The following is a 12,407-nucleotide window of genomic DNA, read 5'->3' as shown; positions in this document are numbered from 1 at the left end:
TGTCTTGGTACTTTTTTTGTCTATTCTGTTTGCAGAACAAATATTTAATTAATCTGTCTGTTCGAGCGTAGTCGAGAACTAAAAGACCTCTCGACTGCGCTCGAGGTGACAAAATAAAATAACAAATCATGACAAAAGGAAATATTAATGTTTCGGTAGAAAACATCTTCCCGCTCATTAAAAAATTCTTATACAGTGACCACGAAATATTTCTACGTGAGTTAATTAGTAATGCTACAGATGCTACCTTAAAACTGAAGCACTTAACCAGTATTGGCGAAGCCAAAGTGGACTATGGCAATCCGCAGATAGAAATTAAAATTGATAAAGAAGGTAAAAAGCTTCACATTATAGACCAAGGAATTGGTATGACTGCTGAAGAGGTTGAAAAATACATCAACCAAGTGGCTTTTTCTGGCGCTGAAGAATTCTTGGACAAGTACAAGGATGCTGCCAAAGATTCTGGAATTATTGGTCATTTTGGTTTAGGTTTCTATTCGGCTTTCATGGTAGCGAATAAAGTAGAAATCATCACGAAATCTTACAAAGACGAGCCAGCTGCGCATTGGACTTGCGATGGATCTCCTGAATTTACTTTAGAACCGGTTGAAAAAACAGAGCGTGGTACTGAAATTATTCTTCATATTACAGAAGATGATAAAGAGTTTTTAGAAGAATCCCGTATCCGTGAGTTATTGGTGAAGTATAACAAGTTTATGCCTGTTCCAATTAAATTTGGAACCAAGGAGATAAATGATCCAGATTTCACGCCTAAAAAAACAACAGATAAAGACGGTAAAGAGACTACCGAGCCACATAAAAAAATCACGGTTGACAATATCATCAATAATCCAAATCCGGCTTGGACCAAACAACCAACGGATTTAAAAGATGAAGATTATAATAATTTCTACCGCGAGCTCTACCCGATGCAGTTTGAGGAGCCTTTATTCCACATTCACTTAAATGTAGATTATCCGTTCAATTTGACTGGGATTTTATACTTCCCAAAAATGACGAACGATTTAAATATTCAACGCGATAAAATCCAATTGTATCAAAATCAGGTTTTTGTAACAGATAATGTTGAAGGAATTGTCCCAGAATTTTTGACTATGCTACGTGGTGTGATTGATTCACCAGATATTCCATTAAACGTTTCGCGCAGTTACCTGCAAGCTGATGGAGCCGTTAAGAAGATTTCATCTTACATTACCCGTAAGGTAGCCGACAAGTTAAAATCACTGTTCAATAACAATCGTGAAGATTTCGAGAAGAAATGGGATGACATTAAAATTGTGATTGAATACGGTATGCTTTCTGAAGAAAAATTCTTTGAAAAAGCTGATGCTTTTGCTTTATACCCAACGGTTGATGGCAAGTATTTTACTTATGATGAGTTGTTCAATGCCATTAAAGCAAAACAAACCGATAAAGATGATAAATTAGTAATTCTTTATGCATCAGATAAAGATGCACAACACAGCTACATTGAGGCTGCTAAAGCTAAAGGCTATGAAGTATTGTTATTAGATTCTCCTATTGTTTCGCACCTTATGCAGAAGCTAGAAGGAAGTAAAGAGAATATTTCATTCACACGTGTTGATGCAGATCATATTGATAACTTAATCAAGAAAGATGATACTAAAATCTCAAAGCTTTCTGAAGATGAAAAGAAAAATCTTGATGAATTATTAAAAGAGGTCATTCCATCAGAAAAATTCATGGTTCAATTAGAAACTATGGATAGCGATGCAGCACCATTTATGATTACGCAACCAGAATTTATGCGTCGTATGAAAGAAATGCAGCAAACTGGTGGAGGCGGTATGTTTGGTATGGGTAATATGCCAGAAATGTATAACTTGGTTGTGAATACCAACTCTGAACTAGTAGGCGAAATTTTAAATACCAAAACACGCAAAAAGCAAGAGCGTTTAATTAACCAAAGTTTAGACTTGGCAAGATTAAGTCAAGGGCTTCTGAAAGGTGAAGAACTAACAAACTTTATCAAGAGAAGTTATGATATGATAAAATAATTTTGTCATGCTGAATATGTTTCAGTATCTAACAATTAGAAAACCACTTCTTAATAGAGGTGGTTTTTTTATTCCCTAACCAGACTGCATTATTTACTCATTGAAAAGCACCCTAGTCTAATACTTGATTTTCTTTAAACCATCTAATTGATAGGTTTGCTATATAAATAATATAACCATTATGAAAAATCAATTCAGTTTAGACATTAAAAAACCGTGTTTAGAAAACTTCAACACTTTTAGACCGACAGAAATGGGTGGTTTTTGTGACTCTTGTAATAAAGAAGTTGTAGACTTTACTTCAATGAACTCCAAAGAGATTATTACTTTTTTCAAGAATAAAAATAAAAACAATACTTGTGGAAGATTTAACAGCAATCAATTAACAACTTATAACAAAACACCTAAAAAAAATAGAACGTTAAGCTTTATAAGTAGTATTGGATTGGCTTGTTTAACATTGTTTTCATTCAGTAATAGCTATTCACAAGAACTTCAAAAACAAAATGATGCTTCTAACCAAGACCCTTCAAATATCAATGACGTATCTCAAGAGAATGAAATTGAAGTTAAAGGAACTGTTTTGGACGAAAATGGTTTACCACTTCCAGGTGTAAATATTATTCAGAAAGGCACTACAAATGGTACTCAAACTAATTTTGATGGTGAGTTTAAATTCCCTGAAAAGCTAAATAAAGGTGACGTTTTGAGCTTTAGTTTTTTAGGTTATGAAACACGTGAAATTATAATTAACAGTCAGAATTCAAAAACTAAAATTCAAATGGAAGTCAATATGGATGCTTTAGAATTTGTAGTCATGGGAAAAGTTGCTACAAAAGGAATTTATAAATCGAAATAAATTTTTCTAATGAAATTCATTATTCTAGCCCTATTTTTTGTCAATTTCACGTTTGCTCAAGTCTCTGACTTTGAATCTGTTGATTTTACATTAGCTGATCATATGGCAAAAATTAATAAAGGAGCAAGTTTAGACCACTTACCCAATCTATCTTATAACCTAACTCATAAATTACAAACTGATGTAGAAAAATTTAGAGCTATTTATACTTGGGTTTGTAAAAACATTAAAGCAGATATAAACCAAGAAAATACAATTTTCAAAAAAAAGAGGAAATATCAAAATGATAGCCTAAAGTTCATAAAGTGGAATAATCAATACTTAAAAACTGTGTTTGGCACGTTACTCAAAGACAAGAAAACAATGTGCACGGGGTATGCCTATTTAATTAAAGAATTATGCCTTTTTGCTAATATAGAATGTGAAATAATTAATGGATATGGCAGATCCATAACTTCCAATGTAAACAAACTTGAAATAGCCAATCATTCATGGAATGCTGTAAAATTAAATGACAAATGGTATTTATGTGACGCGACATGGTCTAGTGGCTATACAATTGGAAATACTTTTATGAGTGATTTTAACGATGGCTATTTTTTAACAGATCCAATCCTTTTTTCAAAGAGTCATTATCCATTACAAGAAAAATGGTTGTTAATCGATTCATTAACGCCAACACAATTCACAAACTCGCCTCTAATTTATAGCGAATCTTTTAAACACAAAATAATTCCCATAAATCCGAATGAAATGCACATTTCAATAAAACGGAATCACAAAATAGATTTCAGCTTCAAATCACTCAAGCAAATTACAAATCATACAATTTCATTAATAAAGTATAATGGAATAGAAGAGATTACATTTGAAGTTTCCAACTTAAAAAATGAAAATGGTACAATTTCATTTGATTATACTTTTAAAAGAAAAGGACTTTATGATGTACACTTAAAAATCAATAATGATATAGTAGCCACCTACGTAATACAAGTTTCATAAATAACGTACGATTGAGTTATTATTAAATAGTTTGGTTATTCTTATAGGTTTCAGAATCGAAAAAACCACTGCCTAACCGAAGTGGTTTTTTATTATAAATTTTACTAATTCTCTAATAGAGTATTAATAGTCTCAACAAATAAGGTGTTATTTTTATTACGTATCTTAGCATCACTAACAATTACATTTTTGGCAACCAACTACTTTAAAAAGAAATATTAACTATTTATTTAAAAAGAATGCCTTATGAAAAAATTGAATGTAATCTTATTGTTAACTACGTTTTTAGCTTTCACTTTTGCGCAAGCTCAAGATGAGACCGAAAAAAAAGAATCGAAATTTAGCGTTATGGCCTTTGGTGGCATTGGTTATGGTATTATGGATAGTGATTCCCAACCTAACTACAATGTCAATGCTAATTCTGCAGAACTTGTGTTTAATTACAAATTAAGCGAAAAAGTAGGTCTAGCCACTGGAGGAGCATACACTAGCTTAACTGGTAATGCTTTTAATTATGCCGGAAACTTTTACCACGAACGTGTACTTATTAAAATCCCTCTTTTGGTAACGTTTGATTGTTTTGTGGCTGATAATTTTAAATTTATTGCCCATTTAGGCCCTTATGCCCAAACCATTTATAAAGATGAATATACCTATAACAGCTTTAGAGTAGAAGATGTTTACGAAGGCTGGAATTTTGGCTTTCAATTAGGCCTTGGCTTTTTGTATAAATTTGGAGACTGTTTTAGTGCCGGTTTAAATTATAGCGGTCAATCTGATTTTTCAAAATTTGAAACTAATAACGGACAAGTTCTTAATGACGAACAACGTCTAAAAAATTTAAATACTATAGGTCTAATATTTATACTGGACTTTTAAAATTTTAAAAGGCATCTTGATTGAGATGCCTTTTTTATTTCTTTTCATTCTTAATGATGAAGACTAACAAAGTTTAAAATTGATATATCTTTGTTACAAATACTAATTCATGTCATTTAAAGACTTACAACTCATTAATCCCCTTTTAAAATCAATTGAAGAACAGGGGTATTCGCAGCCTACTGAAGTTCAGCTGAAAGCCATTCCAAAAGTATTAGACAAAAAAGATATTATAGTTACTGCCCAAACGGGTACTGGTAAAACGGCTGCTTTTGCCTTACCTATACTACAGCTATTATTCAAAAAGCAAGATGCTCCTAAAGGTGGTAAGATAATTAAAGCTTTAATTGTGAGTCCTACACGTGAATTAGCGCTACAAATTGGCAATAATTTTAAAGCCTATGGCAGACATACCAATTTAAGGACAACAGTTATTTTTGGTGGCATTTCAGACAAACCTCAAATTGATGTTTTAACAAAAGGTGTTGATATACTCGTGGCAACTCCGGGTAGGTTAATTGATTTACAAAAGCAAGGTTTTGTAGATTTAGATCAGGTAGAAATACTTGTGTTAGATGAAGCTGATCTTATGCTGGATATGGGTTTTATTGATGACGTTAGAACAATTGAAACCCTTTGCCCAAAAAATAAACAAATAGTATTGTTTTCTGCTACCATGCCTTTTAAAGTTGAACAATTGGCTAATTCCATCTTAAAATCGCCTGAACGTGTTGAAATTTCAGCAAGTTCAACAGCTGCAAAAACAGTAGACCAGCACTTATATTATGTGCCAAAGCGCAATAAAATGGAATTGTGTTTACATTTACTCCGAAATACCATAAGAGGCAATATCCTTATTTTTAGACGCACAAAATTTGGAGTTAACAAATTAGAAACCGCACTTATTAAAAACGGTTACAAAGTAGACACTATACATGGCGATAAATCGCAAACCGATAGACAAGAAGCACTAAAAAAGTTTAAAAATGGTGTTGTAGATATTTTAATAGCCACAGATGTAGCTGCTAGAGGTATTGATATAAGCGAATTGGATGTCGTTATCAACTTTGATTTACCCAACATTCCTGAAACTTATGTCCATAGAATTGGAAGAACTGGCCGTGCAGGACAAAACGGAATAGCATATTCGCTATGCTCCGCTGACGAAAAAAATTATGTTAAAACCATTCAACAATTCATTCAAAAAGAAATTCCTATTGAGGAAAATCACCCTTACCCTTTAGATCCAAAAGCAAAAGCTATTGTTCACAAATCCAAAGACTCAAAAAGCAAACATAAAAAAGGCCGTAAAAGCAAAGCTTCAAAAAAGAAAAAAAGACGTTGGTACTAAACTAAACCTGAAAGCGTTTATCAAAATGATGCTTTAAAAACGGAATTTGCACACATAACATAATACCAAATAACCCTATAGCATAAACTAGCGTTTTAGATAAGGATATAGATGAAAACGCGTTGGTTACTTTATTATTGGTCAACGTATAAAAATCTATACTGTTTAACCAGCTTGTGTTAGAATCAGTACTGTTTAAAGCTAAATATACTGTTGTTAAAACCAAAATTAGTGATAAAACTGCCCAAACCGGTTTAGAAATAAGTGGCCTGTAACGTGTAGTTTTACTTGCTTCCAACTCAAGTATTTCTTGCATTATTGTTGCTGTGAAATCTGAAGACGGATTTTCAACTTCTACTCCACGCATCAATCTGTCTGTAATTTCTTCTAACTTTTTATTTAAATGCTTTTCCATAAACTTCAATAATTTCGGGTTCTAATTGTTGCATAAAAATTGAACCTAGTTTTTTTCTGCTTCTAAAGAGTTTAACTTTAACATTATTAGCTGTCAAACCAGTTATTTTAGATATCTCATCTAAAGATTGCTCATCAAAATAATATAATGTCATTAAAAAACTGTCCTCACTAGGTAATAACTCCAAACACCTTTTAATAGCTGTTTGTTTCTCTTCACGTTCCATGGATTCTAAAGCATTATCCAACGTTTTTATATGATGCTCTGTAAATTCATCTATGGCAACTGTATTTTGTTGTCGTTTGTTTTTCTTTAATCGATCTAAACAGGTGTTATAAGTTACTCGGTAAACCCAAGTTGAAAATTTAGAATCACCTTTAAATTTCGATAACGATTTATATACTTTTATAAAGGCATCTTGCGAAACCTCCTCTGCCTCTTCTCTATTTTTTAGCATTTGTAATGCTAAAGTAAACACCAAGTCCTTATAACGTTCCACCAATATAGCAAAGGCATTTGTGTCTCCAGCTATCACATTTTCTATGACTATGTTATCGTTGTTGGTGGTCATCTGATTTTTAGACGACATGGTTTGCTCTTGGGTTACAGAGAAAAATGAAAAAAATTGTGATAAAGTTGTAACCATAATTGTAAAAGTGTCGTCATAAGCTATGAACACATTAAAAGTAATCAATTAAAAACAAACAATTATGGGATCAGAACTAATAATCATACCAATCATTTTCGGTGCAATATTTGGTGTATTCTACTTGTATTTTTCAACACGAAATAAAGAGCGCCTTGCTTTAATTGAAAAAGGTGTAGATGCCACTATTTTCATGAAAGGTAAACAACAAACCGCTCCTATTTGGAAAGTCCTAATTTTAAATTTAGCCCTTTTGCTAATGGGTATTGGATTAGGTGTATTTATAGCATCCATATTATATAACTATACCACTTTAGGAGAAGATGTATATCCCGCCACTGTTTTCTTTACAGCAGGTGTAGGTTTATTCATAGGCTTTAACTTAACTAAAAATTTAGATAAAGAATAACCAACTACAATTTACAACACTTCTTTTAGCCGTAGTTATTATAATTACGGCTTTTTTTGTTTGTTAATTGAAGTCTTTATTGATTATCTTTAACGTCCTAACTAAAAAACCAACTAAAATGAGGACTCTCATATTAATCTTATGCATGGCATTTACAATAACGTCTTGCAAACAAGATTCTAAAGACTTGAAAACAACTGCTAAATCCATAGAACCAAACGAAGCATTTAAAATTATGCTTGACACGTATTACGAAGATGGATTGAAACTCAATCCTGTAAGCGCTACTTTTTCTGGCGACAATCGTTACAATGATCAGTACCCTAACTCTTTATCTGAAGACTATAAATCTAAAACCAAAGCCTACTATACAAAATATGCGAGTTTATTAGAAGAGTTTCCTGACAGTACGTTGTCAAAAACCGAACAAATGTCTAAAGCCGTATTAAAATGGGAGTGTGATATAGCTTTAGAAGGTTTTAACTACTTGCATCGTGAGTACATGCCTATAGACCAGATGTGGTCTCCACATCTATCTGTGGGACAGTTAGCCAGTGGAGCGGGTGCTCAACCCTTTAAAACGGTAGAAGATTATAACAATTGGTTAAAACGTTTGGATGGCTACATTGCTTGGTTACAATCAGCCAAAGAAAAAATGGCCGAAGGTTCAGAAAAAGGTTATGTTTTACCGCAATCGTTAATCGTAAAAGTATTACCACAATTGGAATCTGGCACTATAGAAGATTTGGAACAACATTTATTCTACAAGCCTATATTAAATATGCCTGAATCGTTTAGCGATGAAGACAAAACCGAAATAACACAAGCTTACACCAAAAAAATTACTGAAAATCTCATTCCGGCCTATAAGGACATATACCAATTTATGAAAACTGACTATCTCAATTTAGGACGGGAAAGCTCGGGAATTAGTAGTACACCTCAAGGTGAAGCTTTTTATAACTATATGATAAAGCGCTTTACTACTACAAATATGACAGCTGATGAAATCCATAATCTTGGATTAAGCGAGGTAGAACGTATTTCTGCCGAGATGGAAAAAGTAAAAACCCAAGTTGGTTTTGAAGGTGATTTAAAAGCCTTTTTCGATTTTGTACGCAACAATAATGAGTTAATGCCATTTAACGATCCACAGGAGGTAATTGATAATTTCAATGCAATTCATGAAACCATGAAGCCCCAAATTGAAAAACTTTTCGATTTAAAACCTAAAACACCTTTTGAGGTTAGACGCACAGAAGCCTTCAGAGAAGTATCGGCAAGTGCCGAATATAATCAAGGTTCTCTTGATGGTACACGTCCTGGTATTTTTTATGTGCCTATTCCAGATGTAGAAAATTATAATACGTTTAGTGACGAAGCTTTATTTTTACACGAAGCCATTCCTGGTCATCACTATCAAATTTCATTACAACAAGAAGACCAAGATTTACCACAATTTAGAAAAACGCTTTGGTATAGTGCCTATGGTGAGGGTTGGGCTTTATACTCTGAATCATTAGGAAAAGAATTAGGTCTGTATATGGATCCATATCAGTATTTTGGCATGCTAGGTATGGAAATGCATCGTGCTATTCGTTTAGTTGTTGATACTGGTATGCATACCAAGGGCTGGACCAGAGAACAAGCCATACAATACTCTCTAGACCATGAAGCTGAAAGCGAAGCTAGCATTATTAGTGAAATTGAACGTTATATGGCCATGCCAGGACAAGCTTTATCTTATAAAATAGGACAATTAAAAATTAGAGCATTGCGTGCCAAAGCAGAAACCGAGTTAGGCACTAATTTTGATATTAAAGAATTCCACAATCAAGTATTATCTGTTGGATGTGTCCCATTAGCACTACTTGAAGATAATATTAACGTATGGATAGCAGAAAACAAATAATATGCCGTTTAAGAAACTCCTTATCTCCTCTTTACTTTTTACATCGTTAATTTGTTCTGGGCAAGTCACAATTAAAAGCAGTAAAACCCAAGACGGAATTCCGTATGCCACCATATCCTTTGGAAATGGCCAAGGTGTTTTTGCTGACGATGAAGGCGTTTTTATTTTTACTGAAAAATTATATCCAGATGTCGATACGTTATTTGTCACCTCTTTAGGATATAAAAATGTAATCGTTCCTACATCAGAATTGAGCGACACCATTTTAATGGATGAAGAGGTTAGTCAACTGAATGAAGTGGTTTTGGTTGCAGACAATCGTAAGTTTTCCGAAGAAACATTAAAACCGTATTTAGATGATGATTATTACCATTGTTGGCTGCCTACAATTGAATCTGAAATTGCAGTGTTTTTCAGAAACCCTGATGCCGATCTAAAAAAATTGAGCACGGTTCATTTCCCTATAACTTTAGAGTCAAAAGATTGGGAGAAACGCAAAAGAAAAAACGCTGAAAAAAAGCCATTTTCTACTTTATTTAAAGTGAAATTCTATGAAAACAATAATGGCTTACCTGGACAGGTATTAACTTATGAGAATATTGTTTTTAGGGCCACCGAAAAAAATGGCGATGTTCATAATTTAGATGTTTCAGAATACAATATCACCTTTCCTGAAAATGGTTTTTTTGTATCCCTTCAGGTTTTAGGTTATACGGATGCCCAAGGAAAATTACTTCCTAATAAAAAATATAAAGAAATAAAAAGCAAAAACGGTATCGTAAAAATACCAACAAACTTTAGACCCTTGTTACCGTTTACAAGTGAAATTCCAGAACATCGCACCTATATAAAACGTGTGTTTATCAATGGAAATAATTGGGTGCAGTTTAGAAAAGGCAATATAGAATCGGGGTTGTTTAGTGCAGGTTTAAACAATTACGGAATTGGCATTAGCTACAAGGTTTATAATGATGAGTAATCCTTGGCACTTATACGCTATGGCAGCCATGTACATGTTTGCTGGTCTCATGCATTTTATAAAGCCTAAAATGTATTTACGCATTATGCCGCGCTACTTACCAAATCATAAGTTACTTGTGTATTTAAGTGGTCTAGCTGAAATTGTCTTAAGTATTGGCTTATGCGTTAGCACCACCAAGAATCTAGCTATTTATGGTATCATCCTTATGTTAATTATTTTTCTATTGGTGCATGTGTATATGCTATCTAGCAAGAAAGCCGCAGCAGGTATCCCTAAATGGATATTGGTTTTACGAATTCCATTACAATTCTTTTTAATGTATTGGGCTTATTATTATCTGTAACAGGAATGTTTCGATAGGAAAAAAACCTTTTTTCCCTATTTTATCACAAAATCAAAATAAGTATCTGGAAATGGTTCTCCTCGTAAAGTAAAATGCCACCATTCTTTAGGATAATTCCTAAAACCATGTTTTAACATAACAGTTTGCAACAACTGCCTATTCTGTTTTTGTTCTTTGGTTAAGCTTGGGTGTTCAATCCAAGATTGCTCGCCAAAAAAATCAAAAGGGCTTCCCATATCCAATGGCTTAAGGGTATTTCCGTCTATAATTGTTAAATCTAAAGTACTTCCTCGGCTATGCCCTGATCGTGAAGCTATATAACCATCACGAAATAAATGGCGCTTGTTTACATCTGGATAAAACCGGCGCTTATTAATAGTATCATTTAAATTTTTAGCCCATCGTATAAAATGATTGACGGCTCGTTGAGGCCTATAGCCATCATAAATTCTTAAACACAGATTCCGTTCCTGCAATTCAGCTTGTACTTTTTTAAGCGCTTCCGCAGTAGGCCTTGTGACTATTAGAGTATTGGCTTTGTAACCCGTTATGGTATCACCAACAAAATTATTTGTAGAATAGTATCGTAATTCAACATCCAAATCAGGAACAACAGTTTTAGCATAAACAAAACCTTTGGGTAAATGGCTTTGTTTAGTAAAGGCTAAAGCCGCTAAAGCAAATACGAGTAAAAATACTTTGTTTTTCATAGGGTATCAGCTAATTTAGAAAAAATAATACTATGGATTTACTTTCAACAGAAAAAACCATTTTAAAACTACCGCAAGCCTGCATTACTTATATCCCCAACTTCTTAAACATAAATGAAGCCCATGAACTTTTTGGATATTTAAGGAAAGATGTAGATTGGCAACACGACGATATTACTCTATTTGGAAAAACCTATAAGCAACCTCGCTTGACGGCTTTTTATAGTGATACCAAAAGGACTTACACCTACTCCAACATTACTATGGAACCAAGATTGTTTACACCAAAACTTTTAAAGCTTAAGAGACAGTTAGAACTAACCTTTGGTTATCAATTTAATTCTGTACTGTTAAACTTATATCGAGATGGTAGTGATAGTAACGGTTGGCATGCAGACAACGAAAAGGAACTTGGCAAAAAGCCGGTTATAGCATCTATTAGTTTAGGTGCTGAACGCCTATTTCATTTTAAACACCGCACACTAAAACATGAAAGACACAAATTAAAACTGGAGCACGGCAGCCTATTAATAATGTCGGGAGAAATGCAAGAATATTGGCTGCATCAAATACCAAAGACCAAAAAACCAATTGGTGAACGTATTAATTTAACTTTCCGACATATTATATAAACAAAAAAACCGAGGTCCCTCAACCTCGGTTTAATTTAATTTGCATTTTTTATTATGCTGTTAGATTTAGGGTCTCTAGTATCAACGACATAATGCAAATATTAATTAATTAATCCATTGAACTAAAAAGTAACTTTCTAGTACACTTCAAATGTAAAATTAATACACAAAACACACGTTTAAATACATATATTTTCGATGAAATGCATGTTTTTTTAACATTTAAAG

General features: G+C 33.2%; 13 protein-coding genes. 10 read left to right on the top strand and 3 right to left on the bottom strand.

The window, feature by feature from the left end; all coding sequences use genetic code 11:
- Nucleotides 1-128 precede the first annotated feature (128 nt).
- The 5 genes from htpG to MTX13_RS08160 all read left to right on the top strand — a co-directional run bounded on the left by htpG (nt 129) and on the right by MTX13_RS08160 (nt 6,130).
- The gene (gene htpG / locus MTX13_RS08180; RefSeq protein WP_250434057.1) at nt 129-2,039 is read left to right on the top strand and encodes a molecular chaperone HtpG; all 1,911 of its coding nucleotides are present in this window, start codon (nt 129-131) and stop codon (nt 2,037-2,039) included.
- A 181-nt stretch (nt 2,040-2,220) separates the two neighbouring features.
- Nucleotides 2,221-2,898: a carboxypeptidase-like regulatory domain-containing protein gene (locus tag MTX13_RS08175; RefSeq protein ID WP_250434055.1), complete on the top strand. Its 678-nt coding sequence runs from the start codon at nt 2,221-2,223 to the stop codon at nt 2,896-2,898.
- Nucleotides 2,899-2,907: 9 nt separating this feature from the next.
- On the top strand, nt 2,908-3,900 hold the full coding sequence (locus MTX13_RS08170; RefSeq protein WP_250434054.1) for a transglutaminase domain-containing protein: 993 nt from the start codon (nt 2,908-2,910) through the stop codon (nt 3,898-3,900).
- A 246-nt stretch (nt 3,901-4,146) separates the two neighbouring features.
- A complete protein-coding gene (locus MTX13_RS08165; RefSeq protein WP_250434052.1) occupies nt 4,147-4,779 on the top strand; it encodes an outer membrane beta-barrel protein in 633 nt (210 codons plus the stop codon).
- A gap of 109 nt (nt 4,780-4,888) precedes the next feature.
- Nucleotides 4,889-6,130, top strand: a complete 1,242-nt coding sequence (locus tag MTX13_RS08160) for a DEAD/DEAH box helicase (RefSeq protein ID WP_250434050.1) — start codon at nt 4,889-4,891, stop codon at nt 6,128-6,130.
- 1 nt (nt 6,131) lies between these two features.
- Here the strand turns inward: MTX13_RS08160 and MTX13_RS08155 are convergent, their stop codons facing one another.
- Both MTX13_RS08155 and MTX13_RS08150 read right to left on the bottom strand, forming a co-directional pair.
- A complete protein-coding gene (locus tag MTX13_RS08155) occupies nt 6,132-6,545 on the bottom strand; it encodes a hypothetical protein (protein WP_250434048.1) in 414 nt (137 codons plus the stop codon).
- Nucleotides 6,526-7,116, bottom strand: coding sequence for an RNA polymerase sigma factor (locus MTX13_RS08150; RefSeq protein WP_250434546.1), 591 nt, complete (start codon nt 7,114-7,116; stop codon nt 6,526-6,528). Before MTX13_RS08150 ends, MTX13_RS08155 begins: the two co-directional genes overlap by 20 nt.
- A 139-nt stretch (nt 7,117-7,255) precedes the next feature.
- Between MTX13_RS08150 and MTX13_RS08145 the strand changes: the two genes are divergently transcribed.
- From MTX13_RS08145 to MTX13_RS08130, 4 genes are all read left to right on the top strand, one after another.
- The gene (locus tag MTX13_RS08145) at nt 7,256-7,600 is read left to right on the top strand and encodes a DUF6249 domain-containing protein (protein WP_250434046.1); all 345 of its coding nucleotides are present in this window, start codon (nt 7,256-7,258) and stop codon (nt 7,598-7,600) included.
- Nucleotides 7,601-7,745: 145 nt separating this feature from the next.
- On the top strand, nt 7,746-9,512 hold the full coding sequence (locus MTX13_RS08140; RefSeq protein ID WP_250434044.1) for a DUF885 domain-containing protein: 1,767 nt from the start codon (nt 7,746-7,748) through the stop codon (nt 9,510-9,512).
- Nucleotide 9,513: 1 nt separating this feature from the next.
- Nucleotides 9,514-10,491 (top strand): peptidase associated/transthyretin-like domain-containing protein, encoded by a 978-nt coding sequence (locus MTX13_RS08135; protein WP_250434043.1) that lies wholly within the window; start codon nt 9,514-9,516, stop codon nt 10,489-10,491.
- Complete coding sequence (locus MTX13_RS08130) at nt 10,484-10,837, top strand: DoxX family protein (RefSeq protein WP_250434544.1); 354 nt, start codon at nt 10,484-10,486, stop codon at nt 10,835-10,837. The genes MTX13_RS08135 and MTX13_RS08130 overlap by 8 nt, the downstream gene beginning before the upstream one ends.
- A gap of 35 nt (nt 10,838-10,872) precedes the next feature.
- Here the strand turns inward: MTX13_RS08130 and MTX13_RS08125 are convergent, their stop codons facing one another.
- Entirely contained in the window at nt 10,873-11,547 is a 675-nt protein-coding gene (locus MTX13_RS08125; protein ID WP_250434042.1) for a M15 family metallopeptidase, read from the bottom strand.
- 32 nt (nt 11,548-11,579) lie between these two features.
- Between MTX13_RS08125 and MTX13_RS08120 the strand changes: the two genes are divergently transcribed.
- Nucleotides 11,580-12,179, top strand: a complete 600-nt coding sequence (locus tag MTX13_RS08120; RefSeq protein ID WP_250434041.1) for an alpha-ketoglutarate-dependent dioxygenase AlkB family protein — start codon at nt 11,580-11,582, stop codon at nt 12,177-12,179.
- The last annotated feature ends 228 nt before the right edge of the window (nt 12,180-12,407 follow it).

The sequence above is a fragment of the Hanstruepera flava genome (assembly GCF_023634025.1).
GTDB classification, from domain to species: domain Bacteria; phylum Bacteroidota; class Bacteroidia; order Flavobacteriales; family Flavobacteriaceae; genus Hanstruepera; species Hanstruepera flava.
Note: the sequence above shows the minus strand (reverse complement) of the source record. Positions and strands in the feature narration are given on the sequence as shown.